A 17447-nucleotide genomic window follows, 5' to 3' on the forward strand; every position below is an offset into this window, starting at 1 on the left:
CTTCCCAAAAAGGAGGCTCTTTTTTTTCTAAACTCAACCTTCTTGGATTTGTTGCATGATTTCTTTAATTTGTTCCTATATTCCTACCTTTGAAAGCGTTATCGTTTTAGTGTAGGAATGTTGGCGGGTTTATGTAAAACAAGGAGGAAGAAGTGTGACAAGGAAAATCAGTAAAGTTGGCGTATCTTTGTTGGTATTGGCAGCGGCAACGGCAATCGGCGGCTGCACCCAAAGTGAGGCGAAGACAACTGGAAAAGTCGTTTACCAAGAAACAGCCAAAAGTACGTTGGAAAAAGCGATGGACAATCAACCGGAGTCGTCTTATTGGTTCCCAGAGGATTTGTTGGCATGGTCTTTTGAAAAAGATCCAGATGCGAAATACAATACCAGCGTCGTTCCATTAGCGCAGCGGGCAGCTAAAGAGACGTTGCCGAAGATGAATGACACGCAAACGGCAGAAACCAAAGTCGTGGCGCTTTCGATCATGAATAGCAGTACGAGCGGCAATGCACCACGAGGGATCAATACCTTTGATGCCAATGTCTTTTCTTATTGGCAATACATCGATCAATTGGTTTATTGGGGCGGCTCTTCTGGCGAAGGGATCATCGTACCACCAAGTCCTGATGTAACGGATGCTGCTCATAGGAATGGCGTGCCTGTTTTAGGAACGATCTTCTTTCCGCAAACTGCCCATGGTGGGAAGCTGGAATGGCTAGATACGTTTTTAGCTAAAGATGAGGATGGCAATTTTCCGATCGTAGAAAAGATGATCGAAGTTGCCAATACGTATGGCTTTGATGGCTGGTTCATCAATCAAGAAACCGATACGGCGGTCACTAGTTTTGATGATGCAGCGGAAGGTGTCGAACAATCGGGGACTGATGGTAAAGGACTAAATGAAAGCCACGCCAAAGCGATGCAAGAATTGATCGCCCAATTCAAAGAACAAGCCGACGAGCATTTAGAGATCATGTGGTATGATTCTATGACGAGTGATGGGAAAATGGATTGGCAAAACGCGTTGACGGATAAGAACAAAGCCTATTTGGTGGATGCAGAGATGAACCCATTGGCAGATAGTATGTTCTTGAATTTCTGGTGGACTACTGACAAACTGGCGGACAAAGAGTTGCTGAAGACCTCCAATGAAAAAGCCCGTGAAATCGGCGTCGATCCTTACGATCTTTTTGCTGGGATCGATGTGCAAGAAAATGGCTATTCAACGCCTGTGCGCTGGGATCTGTTTACGGATGAAAAAGGCGTTCCTTATACCTCATTGGGCCTGTATGTGCCTAGCTGGACCTATTCTTCTGCTAGTACGCCGGATGATTTCCAAAGCAAAGAGAATGCTTTTTGGGTCAATAACACGGGCGATCCTCGGGAAAGCCAGCTGCCAGAAGCGACAGAGTGGCCTGGAATCTCCACGTATGCCCTGGAACAGACCGCTATCACAGAGCTGCCTTTTGTGACGAATTTTAGTCTGGGTAATGGCTACAACTATTTTATCGACGGAGAAAAAGTGTCCAGCCGCAATTGGAACAACCGAAGCTTGCAAGCTGTTTTGCCGACCTATCGTTGGGTCTTTGATCATGGAAAAGATAATGATTTGGCTGTATCAATCAATTATGCGGATGCCTACAATGGCGGAAATGCACTGAAACTACGTGGACAGATGACAAAAGGCAGTACCAGTCACATGGCATTGTATCAGACAGCATTTCCTGTGACGAAAAAGACGAAGCTAACAACGACTGTCAAAGCAACGGTACCGACAACTCTTGATTTGGTCGTGACCTTAGCCGATGGTTCGACACAAACAATCAAAGGAGACAAAGAGGTCGCAACAGACTGGACGACGATCACCTACTCATTGAAAGACATCAAAGGAGAAGTGACAGCGATCGGTTATGACATAACCACGAAAGAAACCAGTGATGTCTATGAATTGAATTTAGGGCAATTAACGATCGGAGATCAGAAAGCGGAGAAATTCGCTGCCGAAGCATTGACGGTTGAGGATGTGCTCTTTGATGAGGAAGAGGGCAACTATGCGGGTGTCCGTTTAACGTGGGAAGCTGCCAAGGACAAGACAGCTGCGGTTTATGAGATCTACCAATTGAACGATGACGGCTCACGCTCTTTCTTAGCAGCTACGCCAGCAACCAACCACTATTTGAATGCCGTTGAACGTCCAAAAGGGACGAAAACCAAGTTCGCGGTGGTGGCAGTGGATCGCTATGGCAATCGTGGCAAGCTATCAGATACGGTGGAGATCACTTGGCCGAACAATCAGCTGCCAAAAGCGGCCTTTACAGCCTCTAGAACCTTGGCAGCACCGGGGGAAACGATCACCTTCACGAATACCTCATCTGCGAATGCTGAAGCATTCGAATGGACGTTTGAAGGCGGCGATATCACGAGCAGTACAGAAGAAAATCCCCAAGTGACCTATTCGGAACCAGGTACCTACAAAGTCACGCTTGTTGCCAAAAACGAAGCAGGAGAGACCCCTCTGGAAATGGCGGGATTGATCACGATTTCTGCTGATGCGCCGAAAGAGTTGCTGCTGCTTTCAAAAGATGCCGAAGCAACTGCTTCATCGTTTGTCAATGATGCCGAAGCACCGGCTTTTGCCCTCGATGGTGATTTGAGTACGAAGTGGTGTGCGACAGGCAATGCGCCTCATGAGTTGATGATCGATCTCGGTCGGCCACAAACGGTCAGTGAAGTACGCCTCGCTCATGCGGAGGCTGGTGGAGAAGGTCCAGACATGAATACGCGGGCGTATACGGTGCTCGTCAGTGAAGATGGCAAAGACTATGAGCCAGTTTCACGAACGTTGAAAAATGAAGCCGGCAATAGCACCAATACGTTTGCCGTCCAGAAGGTGCAATATGTAAAAATCAGTATCGATAAACCAACACAAGGAGCAGATTCGGCAGCCCGAATCTATGAAGTCGAAGTATACGGAATGGATAAATAGCGAAAAAGAGCAGGGCGTTAAACCTAAGAAGGGAAGCGTCTGAAGCATGCTTTTCTGAAAAATGACCAAACCCAAAAAGCCGTTGCGACCAATAAATGGTCACAACGGCTTTTGCTTTTTGCAAATAAGTTTAGCGTGACGTACGGCTGGCTGGATCTAAGCGGCGTTCAATAAAGCTCAATCCAAGATCCGTAATGATCGCCATCAAGGCAGTTGGTAAAGCACCGGCTAAGATGATCGATGCACCATCCGTCGCATTGGTTCCACGGATGATGATGTCCCCCAGTCCACCAGCACCAACGAAAGCCCCAATAGCGGTGATACCGATCGCCACGACTAAGGCGTTTCGAATCCCTGCCATGATCACCGAAACAGACAATGGCAATTCGATCATATACAATCGTTGCCAGCTAGTCATCCCCATCCCTTTGCCGACATCTAACGTATTGCGGTCGACTTGGCGCATGCCGGTATAGGTATTTTTGATGATCGGTAACAAAGAATAAAGGAAAATCGTTAAAATCACGACATTCACACCTAAGCCCATGCCGATCATTAAAATCGAGATCATCGCTAAAGATGGAATCGTCTGGATGATATTGGCGAAACGAATCACCCAATCTGCCAAACGCATTTTTTTAGAAATCAAGATCCCGATTGGAATCCCGACGATTGAGGCAAAAAGTACCCCGTAGATTGAAATCAAGAAGTGACGAATGAACTGGGCAAAAACATAGCCGCCATTTTCTTGAAAATAGAAAAGAAATTGTTGGAATAAATTCATGTCTGCCATTTCGTCACTCTCCTTCGAAGTAATTATTTTCTTCTAAGAAACGTTCGGCAACTACCGTTGGTTCTAGAAGGTCATTATCCACTTGGTAATTCAATTCTTGCATTTTTTCGGTATCAATTTTGCCTGCTAATTTGTTCAGGGCATCGCCGATTTCAGGTGTTTCTTTCAATAATTTGTCATCGACGATCGGTGCGGCATCATAAGGCGGGAAGAAGTTTAGATCATCTTCTAGCATCACGAGATCGTAACTGCCGATCCGGCCGTCGGTTGAGTACCCTAAAACGATATCCATTTTTCCGTTATCAACAGCATCATAGACGAGACCGATCTGCATCGGTAGGATATTTTGGAAAGAGAATCCATAGGCTTCCTGGAAGCCATCGTACCCATCGCCGACCCGTGTGATCCACGCGGTATCGACCCCTGCGACCAATTGATCTGCGACATCTTTCAAGTCACTGACTTTTTCCAATCCGTATTTTTCAGCAGTGTCTTTCCTGACAAGAAAGACATATGTGTTATCAAAGCCGTAAGATGGGAACCAAGTCTGTTGGTATCGTTGCTCAAATTCTGATTTGACTTTGTCAAAGGCGGCTTGCGGATCAGATTCTGGTTCCAACCCTAACGTAGTGGTCAAGTCAGTTCCTGTGTAGCGGGCAGCTGAGATCGACGCATCGCCATTCATCATCGCTTGGTGATTGATGGTCGTTGTTGCTAAGTTGTTAATGACGGTTGTGTTTTTATCCGTATAGTGTTCGACCATACCGGCAACCACCGCGCCAAGAATTTGGGCTTCGGAAGTGATCCCGCCTGTGATCGCCACGGTATTCTCATCAGAAGTCGATGCTAAACCGGGAAAGGAACAGCCGGACAGTAAAGCGACACTTAAGGAAAACAACAGCGCTAATTTTGAAGTTTTTTTCATTACGCATCCCCCCTTAAGGCAGCTGGTGTCAGTTTGTTTTCTAACAAACCCAGTAACCAGTCAGCTAATAAAGCAAAGATCGTCACTGGAATCGTCCCAGCAAAAATCAAAGGCGGTTGGTAGTTGTTTAGTCCGCTAAAGATCAAATCACCAAGTCCACCGGCACCGATGTAAGAAGCCAAGGTAGCCCAGGCTAAAACATACACGGCCGATAAGCGGATCCCTGCCATGATCGTTGGGATCGCTAGAGGTAATTCCACACTGATGATCGACTGCAAGTTGGTCATCCCCATCCCTTTGGCAACATCGCGGTAATTCCAATCGACTTTTTTCATTCCAATGTAGGTATTTCGCAAAATCGGCAACAAGGAATAAATGAAAAGAGCGACGATAGCAGGGACTTTTCCGACACCTAAAATCGGGATCATCAATGCCAATAGTGCCAAAGAAGGCACGGTTTGCAACGCACTGGTGATGCCGATCACGATCGTTGCTGCTTTGGGGAAACGGGTCAAGATCACACCGATCGGTACGGCAACAAGAATCCCTAAGAGCAAAGCCGCAAAGGAAATATACAAATGTTCAAGACTTTTGGTGACCAATTGGCCGCCATATTCATTAAAGAAGCTTTGCATGCGCTAGACCTCCTCAGTTTCTTCAGGTTTCGCCGACTCAATGGCTTCCATGATCGATGGCTCATCGCCCCAAATCACGTCATAAACGATATCAACTAAGGAAGCACGGGTCAAAATCCCAACTAAATGTTTGTCGGCATCTACTACTGGGACATATTTTAAGCCGCGTTTTAAGATGCGTTGCAAGGTATCCCGCAACAAGGCGGTTTCGCGAACGAAAAAGACATCTTTGTTCAAGATATCGCCGACACTAGTAACTTTGCCACGGTTGCGGTCGATGGATTCGACATCGATGTAGCCTTTTAGCACGTTGCTATTGTCGGTAACAAGCAAGGTATCGACCCGTTTTTCCCGCATCAAGTGAATCGCTTCTTGTATGGATTTTTCTGGTGTGATAGCGATCGGGGTATTTAACATTACGTCTTTGACTGGCGTCGTGTCAGGTTTTGCTTGTAACAAGCGGTCTTCACCGATCAATTCTTCCACAAACGGTGTTGCTGGGTGTTGCAGAATATTTTCTGGTGTATCAAATTGAATGACTTTTCCTTCACTCATGATCACGATACGGCTAGCAAGCTTCAATGCTTCGTCCATATCATGGGTAACGAAGACGACGGTTTTTCCAAGCCGTTCTTGCAAGTCTTTAACCAAATCTTGTAAGGAGTCACGAGTGATTGGGTCTAGTGCGCCAAAAGGCTCATCCATTAAAATGACATCTTGGTCAGCTGCCAAGGCACGGACAACACCGATCCGTTGCTGTTGCCCTCCAGACAATTCGTTGGGGTAACGGTCGAGCATTTCTCGTGGCAATTCCACTAAGTCGATCATACGCTCGGCAGTTTTGTTGCGTTCTTCTTGGCTGACTTTTAACAATTTTTGAACCAATGTGATGTTTTCCCGAATCGTCATGTGAGGCATCAAACCGATGCTTTGGATCACATAGCCGATTTGACGGCGTAACTCCACTGGGTTGATCTCTGTAACGCTTTTTCCATTGATCAAGATTTTTCCTTTAGAAGGATCCGTCATACGGTTGATCATCCGCATACAAGTCGTCTTTCCACTACCACTTGTCCCGATGAAGCAAATGAATTCGCCTTTTTCAAAGGAAAGATTCACATCTTCAACAGCGACTTTACCACCTTTGTAAATTTTGGATACCTGCTGAAACTCAATCATGATGTCACCTCTATTTTTATTTAAGCAATCTGAATAATGGCTTAGAATCTGTACTAAGTATGCCGAAAAGTCACGTGTTATTCAAATAATCTGCCCATTTTTTTCATAATTGTATAGACAAAACTGAAAATAGCGCCATAAGCAAGTCCAAATTAAGGAGCGATGCATAGAGAAAAGAAGCAGCGGAAATATGTCGTTATTTTTCATTGGGAAAAAGGAGACTTTTTTGCTGAAGGCCTTAGCAGCAGTCTCTTTATTTTTTTCTAAGAAAGGGCAGAATTAAAAGCTGTTTTTTCAATTTTTATAAAAACATGCTAGAATAGAGAAGAATTTAGGGAAAGAGAGGAACAACATGCTTACAACTGAAGATTTTGATTTTGAATTACCGGAAGAACTGATCGCTCAAACGCCATTAAGTGATCGCTCAAGTTCCCGTTTATTAGTGGTTGACCGCGAGACTGGCAAATTTGAGGACAAGCACTTCTATAACATCATTGATGAATTGGAACCAGGGGATGCCTTGGTGATGAATGATACGCGGGTATTACCAGCTCGTATCTATGGCGAAAAACAAGAAACCGGTGCCCATCTGGAAATCCTTTTACTGAATAATATTGAAGGGGATACGTGGGAAACCTTGATCAAGCCAGCCAAAAGAGCCAAAGCCGGCACGAAGATCACCTTCGGCGACGGACGATTAGAGGCAGTGGTGGAAGAAGAGCTCGATCACGGCGGCCGGATTATTCGTTTTCAATACAAAGGAATCTTTTTAGAGATTCTGGAATCACTTGGCGAAATGCCGTTACCGCCTTACATCAAAGAACGGCTAGAAGACCCAGACCGCTATCAAACGGTTTATGCCAAAGAAAACGGCTCAGCTGCCGCACCAACTGCCGGCTTGCATTTTACCCCAGAATTGCTGGAGCAGATCGCCGCAAAAGGCGTCAAGCTGGTTTATCTGACTTTGCACGTTGGTTTAGGAACGTTTCGTCCAGTCAGTGTCGATAATATCGCTGATCATGAGATGCACAGCGAATTTTACCGTTTGACAGAAGAAGCTGCTGCGCAATTGAACGAGGTTCGGGCAAATGGTGGCAAGATCGTTGCAGTCGGAACGACTTCGATCCGTACATTAGAAACCATTGGGACCAAGTTTGATGGGCAAATCAAAGCCGATAGTGGGTGGACGAGTATTTTTATCACGCCAGGCTATCAGTTTAAAATCGTGGAAGCTTTCTCTACTAACTTCCACCTACCAAAATCAACCTTAGTGATGTTAGTCAGTGCCTTTGCAGGACGCGACCTAACACTTTCTGCCTACCAGCATGCCATCGATGAGCGATATCGCTTCTTTAGCTTTGGCGATGCGATGTTCTTAAAATAAACAAAAAAACTGAGCGACGTAAGCGGCTCTTTAAGTTGAATCAATTTCTCAACTTTTAGAACTGCTTTTTTTTGTCGCCCAGCTTACTACTAGAGGAAGGTATAAGTGGTGGTCGCTTTTTGTGGTCCATGCAAAGCAATGTTTCTCGAAAATTTGTTTTCATTTACAAACTTACACATGTTTCGTGTATTCCGATACAAAATGAGACGTATCATTTTTCGATATGGAAATGTTCGATCCTTGTTACGTTTTTCTTCTTGTTACTTTACACGTTTGGTACTAGGTGAAACTTGTACGTTCAACAACTTTTAGTAGATTGAGTTTGCGATATTTACGAAAACCACCAACAGAGTTGCTACCTTCCTTACACGTATACTATAACACGAAACGGAAGCGTTTGCAAAAGAAAACGATTCTTTTCTTCAAAAAAAAAGACCGGCGAACCGATCTTTTAAGCAAGTGCTCGTTTAGGCAGATTGTCATAGAATGCTGCTTTGGTTGCACTGATGTATGGCGTCAACCATAAGTAGCCAATTCCTGCTGTCATGATGGCCAAAATGTGCCAGCCGATGAAGCTCAGATCAAGGATGAACAGTTGACCTTTGTAGCCTTTCATTAAATGACGGCTACCTGTGATGCAGCTGAGAAAATCTGGCCGCATGCCCGTTTCTTCATAGGTATCATAAAAGACAAAATATGCTTGAGAATAAGAATAAGCTTTAATGATCCCAGGAATGATAAACAGGAACGTCCACAACGTCGTGAAAATAGTCGACAGAATATAGATGACGATGATCCCTAACACGAAAGCGCCACTGAAGCCGCGAAAGACATCAGAAAAAGGCTGGATCGATTGCTTCTTACCGCGTAAAATGTCAAGGAAAGTCCAAGAGATCCCAGCACCGAATAAGGCAGAAAATAGACCGCTGATCAAACCGCCACCACTGCCGCCGCCACTTCCTCCTGCGGAATTGACTGCGTCAGTGGAACCAAGATCATTAAACATACCGCTTTGATACAATGGAATAACAGCAAGAACGATAATGACGAGTGCGATAGCGATCGAGATCAAAGTCGGTACAATACACATCAAAACACTGTCTTTCCAGCGGCCTCTCAGGATTGCTTTTGCTTCTGCTTTTAGTTCTCTATTTGATTTCATTTCAAAAAACCTCCCTTCAATATAAATAACATGATAGCAAACTTTCGCTAAATCTTCAAAAAAAAGTAATAGATGTTTCGCATAACTAGGAGAAAATACTCTTAGTTTCTTTAAACTTCCTTGCAAAATGTAAGGGCAACCCTTATCATAGATAGCGTTGCACAGTTAATTGAGTTTAGAGAGAAAGTAGGGAAATGAATGACGGAACCAGCCATTCGTTATCGTCTGATAAAGAAAGAAAAGCATACCGGTGCCCGTTTAGGCGAACTGATCACGCCTCACGGAACCTTTCCAACGCCAATGTTCATGCCAGTCGGCACATTAGCAACGGTTAAAACCCTTGCCCCTGAAGAGTTGAAAGAAATGGGTGCAGGCGTCATTTTAAGCAATACCTATCACTTGTGGTTGCGTCCAGGAGAAGACATTGTTGCAGAAGCAGGCGGCTTACATAAATTTATGAATTGGGATCAACCGATCTTAACAGATTCAGGTGGTTTCCAAGTCTTTTCATTAGCCGAAATGCGCAACATCGTCGAAGAAGGTGTCCATTTCAAAAACCATTTGAATGGGTCGAAAATGTTTTTATCTCCTGAAAAAGCGATTGATATCCAAAACAAATTAGGATCAGATATCATGATGAGTTTTGATGAGTGTCCGCCATTTGATGAAAGCTATGACTACGTCAAAAAATCGGTGGAACGGACGTCTCGCTGGGCAGAACGTGGCTTGAAAGCTCATGCCAATCCAGATCGTCAAGGCTTGTTTGGGATCATTCAAGGTGCAGGCTTTGAAGACTTGCGCAAGCAGAGTGCCCAAGACTTGATTAGTATGGACTTCCCAGGTTATTCTATCGGCGGCCTGTCAGTTGGCGAACCAAAAGCGGAAATGAATCGCGTGTTGGAATTTACGACTCCTTGGATTCCAGAAAACAAACCACGTTACCTGATGGGCGTTGGGGCAGCTGACTCCTTGATCGATGGCGTGATTCGCGGTGTCGATATGTTCGACTGCGTTTTACCAACACGGATCGCAAGAAACGGTACCTGTATGACTTCAAAAGGTCGTTTAGTCGTGAAAAATGCGCAATATGCCCGTGACTTTCGACCAATTGACGAGAAGTGTGATTGCTATACATGTAAAAACTATTCTCGTGCGTACATCCGCCACTTGATCAAATGTGATGAAACCTTTGGTATGCGTTTGACGTCTTACCACAATGTCTACTTCTTATTGAATCTGATGAAAAATGTCCGTCAAGCCATCATGGATGACAACTTGTTGGAGTTCCGTGAGCATTTTATTGAAGAGTATGGGTTCAACAAGGAAAATGCGAGGAATTTCTAACATTCTCTACTAAAATGGTGGGAATAATAGAGGAATTCTGATAAAGTATCTTATAGGAAAGAAAATAAATCGAGGTGAAAAAAATGGCACAATCTTTACCAATGCTCTTTATGCTGGTTGCTTTAGTGGCAATGTGGTTCTTTATGAGTCGTTCACAAAAGAAACAACAGCAAGAGCGTAAAAATCTTTTAGAAAATATGAAAGCTGGCGATGAAGTCGTAACCATCGGCGGACTCCACGGTGTTCTTTCTGAAGTCAACACAGAAAAAAGCACCGTGATCATCGACTGTGAAGGAATTTTCTTAGAGTTTGATCGTTCAGCGATCCGCACAGTGAAACCTGGAACTGTTGCATCCGTTGAGACACAAATCGAACCAGCTGATGTCGAAGACGCAACGAGCATCCAAGACGAAACCAAAGAATAAGCACAAACGCACCGTCGCTTTCTCAGAAGCGATGGTGCGTTTTTTTAGTAGTCGGACAGTTTCTAAAATAAAACAAGCACCGCAGCAAAACAGAGATCGCTCGTTTTGCTGCAGTGTTTTGATTGCCTTCGCTACTCGATCGGAATCAGTTTCTTTGACGCTTGTTTGCCTTGATCTTTTGGCAACGTCAATTTCAAAATTCCTTCAGCGTAAGAGGCCTTGATTTCATCCTCTTTGACGTTTTCTAACAGGTATTGCCGTCGAACGCTTGTCAAGCTGCGCTCGCTGCGAACCAGACGTCCTTTTTCATCTTCGGTCGCATGATCCGTCTGGTGTTGTCCCGTAATCGTTAAAACCCCATTCTCATAGGTTACTTGAATATTTTCCTTAGGGATGCCAGGCAGTTCTGCTTCAACGAGAAATTCATTGTCATTCTCGTGAATATCGGTTTTGATCAGGTTCGATGGAAACCCATCAAAAAAACTGCGGCCAAAATCTTCAAAGAAATCAAAAGGTGTCATACTGTATGAATCTGAGCGGCGTGGCACAATCTCATGTGTCATAAGAATCATCCTTTCTTTGTTCTTTTGTTTTTACACTTTTTATTTTATTCATTTTTCAGAGAATCTCAAGTGATTTACTCACTTTAAAAAAATCTTTAAAAACCTTTGATACCAACATTTTACTCCTTAATTTTAGCGTGTTTTTACATTGCTTCGTTTCCGTTCCCCCCCTCATTTCGCCTGCTTTTTTCGCGTGACAGTATATACTTAATGATATATACTAAAAGTGAAGTGGAGGAGGGAAAACATGGCATGTTACAGAAAACGAATGCTTGTTGCTTTGATCTATGCATTGTTGTCGTCGATTGCTTTAAATCTCTTTTGGCTGCCGGGAAATATTTATGCGAGTGGGATCACTGGTTTGTCGCAATTGTTGTCGCAGCTTTTAGACGAGCAGTTGAATCTGCAGCTTTCGATCCCGCTTTTGGTGCTTTTTTTTAATGCGCCATTGTTAGCGGTTGCTTGGGTCAAAATCGATCGAGAATTTACCATCATGACGGTTTGTACCGTCGTCCTGTCTTCTGTTATGATGAAGGTGGTACCGGTCATTGCTTTAACGACCGATCCGGTGATCTGTGCCGTGTTCGGCGGATTGCTGCACGGGGTGTCGGTGGGCTTGACATTGAACGACGATTTTTCAACGGGTGGGCTTGATATTTTAGGGATTTTAGTGAAAAAAGCCACTGGTAGAAGTATCGGCAGTTTCTTTATCGGCTTCAATGTCAGTTTGCAGCTAGCAGCCGGGCTGATCTTTGGCTGGCCCTATGCTTTTTATAGTGCCATTTCCTTCTTCATCAGTGGGCGGATGGTCGACTACGTCAACCTGAAGCAGCGGCGTGTGCAGCTGCTGGTCGTTACAGAAAAAGCAGAACCCGTCATTACGACGCTGCAATGTGCCTTGCAGCGAGGCATCACGGTCATCAACGATGTCGAAGGTGGATTTGATCATCAACAGAAAAAACTATTATTACTTGTCATTTCCCATAGAGAACTCAAGACCGTCGAAGGCATGATCCAAGGAATCGATGAACAAGCGTTTGTCAGTGTTTCTTCTGGCGTCAGTGCCAATCGATCGTTTTATGAATGGTAGCAAAGTGAAAGAAAGTAGGAGAGACGTTGAAAAAACAAGCAGTATTTCAAGAAGTTGCCCAGCAGATTGCGCAACGGGTTCATGAAGGTACGTACGTGACGAGCCAAAAACTTCCTTCCGATTATGATTTAGCAGAGGAATTTCAGTGCAGCCGTTTAACGGTGCGCAAAGCCATCGATTTATTGATTGCCCAGAATTTGTTAGTGAAAGAAAAAGGCAAAGGAACCTATGTCATGAAACAGCCCAAGATCCAAAGCGGCTCTGGCGGCCTCCAAAGTTTTACCGAGACCGCCAAGATCCAAGGGAAAAAGACCCGTACGGAAGTTTTGCATATCGAAACCGTCAAAGAGCTCCCGATAGAGATTGGTCAGTTGTTTGGTGATTACGCCAAGGAACCGATCGTTTATTTGGTGCGCTTGCGTTACTTTGATGATGAGCCGATGACGGTGGAAAATCTTTACGTACTGAAACGCTATCTGCAAGAAGGCACCGCAGAACTCACGAAAGCTCAATTAGAGTCGTCTTTATATCAAGTCATTGAAGCCAACATCGAGATTGGTTATTCCCATCAAGAGGTGGAAGCTGTGAAAAGTCCTGCCGATATTGCGAAACTTTTACAGGTGCCTCAAGAGGAACCGATGCTTTTGGTCCATTCGATGACCTATTCCGCATCAGCCAAACCGATCTTATACGATACATCCTATTACCGAGCAGACAAATATACCTTCAAAAATACATTAGTGCGTCAAAAATAAAATCAATCCTTTAGAGGTGAAGACAATGGATCCACTCACAGCAAGTATTGAAGCCAATTGGTCAGAATTTCTCACGCTTTTGAGCGAGGTGATGCAGATCGCAAGCGTCAAAGGTGAGTCGGCGCCTCATGCGCCTTATGGCACCGGACCACGAGAAGTGTTAGCATACATCATGGAAAAAAGCGCAGCATACGGGTTTCAAACAACGGTCATCGATGATGCGATCGGCTATGCCCATTGGGGACCAACGGATACCGACTATATCGGTGTGTTAGGACACTTGGATGTCGTCTCGGCAGGTTCTGGCTGGAGCTACCCACCGTTTGCACTAACTGAAAAAGACGGCAACTTTTATGGCCGAGGGATCTTAGATAACAAAGGTCCGATCATCAGCTGTTTGTTTGCCATGAAATTATTGAAAGACCTTGGGCATCAACCGCAATTACCGCTGCGGATCATTTTCGGTACAGATGAAGAAAGCGGCATGTCGGATATCCCGCATTATCTAGCGGTTGAGCAGCCACCGCGTTTTGGTTTTACGCCAGACTGCAAGTATCCAGTAGTTTACGGCGAACGAGGTGTCGTCAATGTGCAACTTGATTTTCCATTGCCCGCCCAAGAACAGCAGCTGTTAGCGGCGTTTTCTGGCGATCAATTCCGCGATCATGTGCCAGACCACCTATCGGTAACCATAGGCAGCCAGTCCTTTGAAGCACTAGGCAAACGCTCCCCTAGCAATGCCCCTGAGCTAGGGGACAACGCCATTACAAAACTTGCGCAGCAAGCAGCACCGCAACTAGCGGCGACACCGTCCGTGCAAGCAGCTTTGCAGTGGATCACCCAAAGTTTTCACCAGCAGCACTATGGCGAAGGCATTGATTTGATACTAGAAGATGCCGACTCAGGAAAATTGATCTTGACCCCTGTGGTTCTCCAAAAGTCTGCCAGTGGACTAGCGTTAGAAGTGGCCTTTCGCTATCCGGTATCCGTAACGGAGGAACAAGTGCTTGCTGGGGTGCAAGAGGCATTGCCAGAAGGGGCAAGCCTTACGATCCTTCGCAGCATTCCGGGGTTCTGCCGATCAAAAGATACCCCCGAAATCCAAACGCTATCGACGATCTATCACCAAGTAACGGGCAATGATCCAACCCCCGTGACCACTACAGGAGCAACCTACGCCCGCAAAATGCCAAACATCCTTGCTTTTGGTCCGTCTTTTCCAGGGCAAAAAGGGATCGCTCATAACCAAGATGAGTACATGGCGGTTGCCGATCTGCGGATGAATCTTGAAATTTATTTGCGCAGTTTACAAGCACTGACAAAATAAGCGAAGACACGAACGAAGAAGAGTTTTTCCATTTTTTTTGAGAAACTCTTTTTTTAGTATAGACATAGTAGTATATACCGTATAGAATATACTTGAAAGCGCTATGAAATATGGAGGGATATTTATGTGGGGAATGATTGCTACATGGCGGATGGCACACGATGGCGTGCTCGCTGCTAAATCACTATTAGAACAACAAGGCTCCTGCCAAGATGCAGTAGAAACAGCCATTAAAGCAGTGGAAGATTATCCATTTTATAAATCGGTGGGGTATGGCGGGCTGCCCAACGAAGAAGGCGTGTTGGAAATGGACGCTGCCTTCATGGATGGTGATACCTTCAAAATTGGTGCCGTCGCTGGGATCGTCGATGTGGAAAATCCTATTTCCGTGGCACGCCGCCTAAGTGAGGAAAAATTCAATAGTTTTCGGATCGGCCAAGGAGCGGTCGCTTATGCGCTTGCCGAAGGATTCCAGCCCAAAGCGATGCTGACACCGCGAGCCAAAACCATTTGGGAAAAGCGCAAAGCAGAGATCGCTGCCAACAACCTCGATCCCTATGATGGCCACGATACAGTGGGAGTAGTTGCGCTGGATGAACACCAAAGCATGGCAGCAGGAACCTCGAGCTCTGGTTTATTTATGAAAAAAAGCGGTCGTGTCGGCGATTCACCTTTATCTGGTTCTGGTTTTTATGTGGATAGTGAAATCGGCGGTGCCGCTGCCACAGGGTTAGGGGAAGACTTGATGAAAGGCTGCCTTTCCTACGAAATCGTCCGTTTGATGGGAGAAGGACTAGCACCGCAAGAAGCATGTGATCAAGCCGTTTACGACTTTGAAGCGCGATTGAAGAAGCGCTACGGCAAAGCCGGCGCCTTCTCGCTGATCGCCTTAGATAAACAGGGGCGCTGGGGCGTGGCAACCAATGTAGAATTTACCTTTAGTGTCGCAACCACCAGTCAAGCGCCAGCTATTTTTATGGCAACGCCAGGACCTGAGCAGACAACCGTGATCGAACCCATCACGCAAGAATGGTTGGAGGCTTATGAAAAACGAATCAAAGCGCCGGTCTAACAACCGCGATTGAGAAAAAACAAACATTGGAGGAATGGATATGGCAACGAAAAAAATCTATTTGTTTTGTGAAGCTGGAATGTCAACGAGTATCATGGTCAATAAAATGATGGAAGTCGTCAAAAAGCACAACATGCCTTTGACGATCGAAGCATTCCCTGCAATCCATGCAGAAGAAAAAGTCGAACAAGAAAAACCAGTTGCTATTTTGTTAGGTCCACAAGTACGACACTTAGATAGCAAAATGAAAGCAACTTTCGAGCCAATGGGGATTCCAGTCGGCACGATCGCAACAGAAGCATACGGCATGATGGATGGCGAACGAGCATTGAAAGATGCCTTAAGCTTGATCAAAAAAGCCAAAGCAAAGTAATAAAAGTGTTGGAGTAACAGGGGACTACGTGTTATCTGCCAGATAGCACGCAGATGGGAGGAAGAAAAATGCAGAAATTTTTAAACTGGTTAGAAAAAGTGTTAACACCGATGGCAAAGACGATCGGTGAAAACAAATATTTGATTGCGATTCGTGATGGTTTCTTATTATCCACACCGTTGTTGATCGTGGGTTCACTCTTTTTAGTCTTGACCAATTTTCCGATTCCAAATTGGAACGAGATGATGAGCAGTTTGCTGGGAGACAACTGGGCAACGATGTTGAATATGCCAGCAACAGCCAGCTTTGACATTATGACGATTTTAGCCGTTGGTGGGATCGGGTATAGTTTGGCAAAACAGTTTAAAGTTGATGCCATGCAAGCAGCCATTATTTCACTCGTTTCTTTTTTTATCGTGACACCATTTACGACCGTTTTCACACCAGAAGGCTCTACGGAAGTGTATGAAGTTGGCAGCCTGCCATTACGGTGGATGGGTTCCAGCGGTTTGTTCTTAGGGATGGTCGTTGCCTTGATTTCCACCAGAATGTTCGTTGCGTTATTACGCAAAGGGTGGACAATCAAAATGCCTGACGGTGTTCCCCCAACCGTGGTGAAATCCTTTGAGGCATTGATTCCTAGTTTTGTGATCGTGACGGTTTTTATGATCGCCAACTGGTTAGCCAACTTGACGTCTTATGGCAATCTCCAAGAGATCCTCTTTAAGTTCTTACAGACACCGTTGTTAAGTTTAGGAAATACTTTAGGTGCCATGATCATAGCTTACCTATTTTTGCATTTTTTCTGGTTCTTTGGGATCAATGGTTCCAGTGTGGTCGGTGCCGTCTTCAACCCTATCTTACGGGCATTATCTATTGAAAACTTAGATGCTTTCAAGAATGGCGCAGAAATTCCTAACATCATCACCGGTCAATTTCAAGACATGTTCGCGACCTTTGGCGGGGGCGGTTCGACATTATCTTTGATTTTAGTCATGATCTTAGTCTGTAAAAGCCAACGGGTCAAAAAACTATCACAGTTATCGTTGATTCCAGGTATTTTCGGGATCAATGAACCAATCATCTTTGGGTTACCAATCGTCTTGAATCCAGTTCTGCTGATTCCTTTTGCTTTAGTGCCAACGATCAATATTATTATCTCTTACTTCTGTATGGATCTTGGGTTAGTCAACTATACCAATGGAATTCAGCTGCCATGGACCACGCCACCGATTATTTCTGGTTTCTTAGTCAGTGGTTGGCAAGCGGCCGTGTTACAAGTCTTGTTGATCCTCTTAGGAATGGCTATTTATTACCCGTTTATCAAAGTCTTAGATAATCAATATCTAAAAGAAGAAGCGGATGCCGTTGAACAAGAAGAAGAGGAAATCAATTTTGATGATTTCGATTTTGATGATCTGTAAGAAAAGAGGC

16 protein-coding genes are annotated in these 17447 nt (G+C 44.9%); 10 read left to right on the forward strand and 6 right to left on the reverse strand.

Annotated elements, in window-relative coordinates:
• The first annotated feature begins 154 nt into the window (after positions 1-154).
• Entirely contained in the window at positions 155-2986 is a 2832-nt protein-coding gene (locus IGJ26_RS02235; protein WP_016611384.1) for an endo-beta-N-acetylglucosaminidase, read from the forward strand.
• A 130-nt stretch (positions 2987-3116) separates the two neighbouring features.
• Here the strand turns inward: IGJ26_RS02235 and IGJ26_RS02240 are convergent, their stop codons facing one another.
• From IGJ26_RS02240 to IGJ26_RS02255, 4 genes are read right to left on the reverse strand one after another with little or no spacing between them, the layout of a single operon-like run.
• Positions 3117-3779: an ABC transporter permease gene (locus IGJ26_RS02240; protein ID WP_005227316.1), complete on the reverse strand. Its 663-nt coding sequence runs from the start codon at positions 3777-3779 to the stop codon at positions 3117-3119.
• Positions 3780-3783: 4 nt separating this feature from the next.
• Complete coding sequence (locus IGJ26_RS02245) at positions 3784-4704, reverse strand: osmoprotectant ABC transporter substrate-binding protein (protein ID WP_016611382.1); 921 nt, start codon at positions 4702-4704, stop codon at positions 3784-3786.
• Positions 4704-5339: an ABC transporter permease gene (locus IGJ26_RS02250; RefSeq protein ID WP_005227319.1), complete on the reverse strand. Its 636-nt coding sequence runs from the start codon at positions 5337-5339 to the stop codon at positions 4704-4706. Before IGJ26_RS02250 ends, IGJ26_RS02245 begins: the two co-directional genes overlap by 1 nt.
• A 3-nt stretch (positions 5340-5342) precedes the next feature.
• On the reverse strand, positions 5343-6518 hold the full coding sequence (locus tag IGJ26_RS02255) for a betaine/proline/choline family ABC transporter ATP-binding protein (RefSeq protein WP_008376079.1): 1176 nt from the start codon (positions 6516-6518) through the stop codon (positions 5343-5345).
• Positions 6519-6870: 352 nt separating this feature from the next.
• Here IGJ26_RS02255 and queA point away from each other — a divergent pair, with 352 nt between their 5' ends.
• The gene (gene queA / locus IGJ26_RS02260) at positions 6871-7902 is read left to right on the forward strand and encodes a tRNA preQ1(34) S-adenosylmethionine ribosyltransferase-isomerase QueA (protein WP_016611381.1); all 1032 of its coding nucleotides are present in this window, start codon (positions 6871-6873) and stop codon (positions 7900-7902) included.
• A gap of 451 nt (positions 7903-8353) precedes the next feature.
• Here the strand turns inward: queA and IGJ26_RS02265 are convergent, their stop codons facing one another.
• On the reverse strand, positions 8354-9064 hold the full coding sequence (locus IGJ26_RS02265) for a DUF975 family protein (protein WP_008376075.1): 711 nt from the start codon (positions 9062-9064) through the stop codon (positions 8354-8356).
• Positions 9065-9262: 198 nt separating this feature from the next.
• Here IGJ26_RS02265 and tgt point away from each other — a divergent pair, with 198 nt between their 5' ends.
• Together tgt and yajC are read left to right on the forward strand one after the other, a co-directional pair.
• The gene (tgt, locus tag IGJ26_RS02270) at positions 9263-10408 is read left to right on the forward strand and encodes a tRNA guanosine(34) transglycosylase Tgt (RefSeq protein WP_005227333.1); all 1146 of its coding nucleotides are present in this window, start codon (positions 9263-9265) and stop codon (positions 10406-10408) included.
• Positions 10409-10491: 83 nt separating this feature from the next.
• On the forward strand, positions 10492-10833 hold the full coding sequence (gene yajC, locus IGJ26_RS02275) for a preprotein translocase subunit YajC (RefSeq protein ID WP_005232170.1): 342 nt from the start codon (positions 10492-10494) through the stop codon (positions 10831-10833).
• Positions 10834-10964: 131 nt separating this feature from the next.
• Here yajC and IGJ26_RS02280 read toward each other — a convergent pair whose 3' ends face one another.
• Positions 10965-11396 (reverse strand): Hsp20/alpha crystallin family protein, encoded by a 432-nt coding sequence (locus IGJ26_RS02280; protein ID WP_008376072.1) that lies wholly within the window; start codon positions 11394-11396, stop codon positions 10965-10967.
• Between the two features lie 247 nt (positions 11397-11643).
• Here IGJ26_RS02280 and IGJ26_RS02285 point away from each other — a divergent pair, with 247 nt between their 5' ends.
• The 6 genes from IGJ26_RS02285 to celB all read left to right on the forward strand — a co-directional run bounded on the left by IGJ26_RS02285 (position 11644) and on the right by celB (position 17437).
• Positions 11644-12486 (forward strand): YitT family protein, encoded by an 843-nt coding sequence (locus IGJ26_RS02285; protein WP_142437208.1) that lies wholly within the window; start codon positions 11644-11646, stop codon positions 12484-12486.
• Positions 12487-12512: 26 nt separating this feature from the next.
• Positions 12513-13241, forward strand: a complete 729-nt coding sequence (locus tag IGJ26_RS02290) for a GntR family transcriptional regulator, LSA1692 subfamily (RefSeq protein WP_087664848.1) — start codon at positions 12513-12515, stop codon at positions 13239-13241.
• Positions 13242-13266: 25 nt separating this feature from the next.
• The gene (locus IGJ26_RS02295) at positions 13267-14568 is read left to right on the forward strand and encodes a Sapep family Mn(2+)-dependent dipeptidase (protein WP_429974884.1); all 1302 of its coding nucleotides are present in this window, start codon (positions 13267-13269) and stop codon (positions 14566-14568) included.
• Positions 14569-14692: 124 nt separating this feature from the next.
• A complete protein-coding gene (locus IGJ26_RS02300) occupies positions 14693-15640 on the forward strand; it encodes a N(4)-(beta-N-acetylglucosaminyl)-L-asparaginase (RefSeq protein ID WP_429974883.1) in 948 nt (315 codons plus the stop codon).
• Between the two features lie 40 nt (positions 15641-15680).
• The gene (locus IGJ26_RS02305) at positions 15681-16013 is read left to right on the forward strand and encodes a PTS sugar transporter subunit IIB (RefSeq protein ID WP_005227348.1); all 333 of its coding nucleotides are present in this window, start codon (positions 15681-15683) and stop codon (positions 16011-16013) included.
• Positions 16014-16081: 68 nt separating this feature from the next.
• Entirely contained in the window at positions 16082-17437 is a 1356-nt protein-coding gene (gene celB / locus IGJ26_RS02310; protein WP_034872054.1) for a PTS cellobiose transporter subunit IIC, read from the forward strand.
• Positions 17438-17447 lie beyond the last annotated feature (10 nt).

It is taken from the genome of Enterococcus sp. AZ095a, assembly GCF_050546735.1.
In the GTDB taxonomy this organism is placed as follows: Bacteria; Bacillota; Bacilli; order Lactobacillales; family Enterococcaceae; genus Enterococcus_D; species Enterococcus_D entomosocium.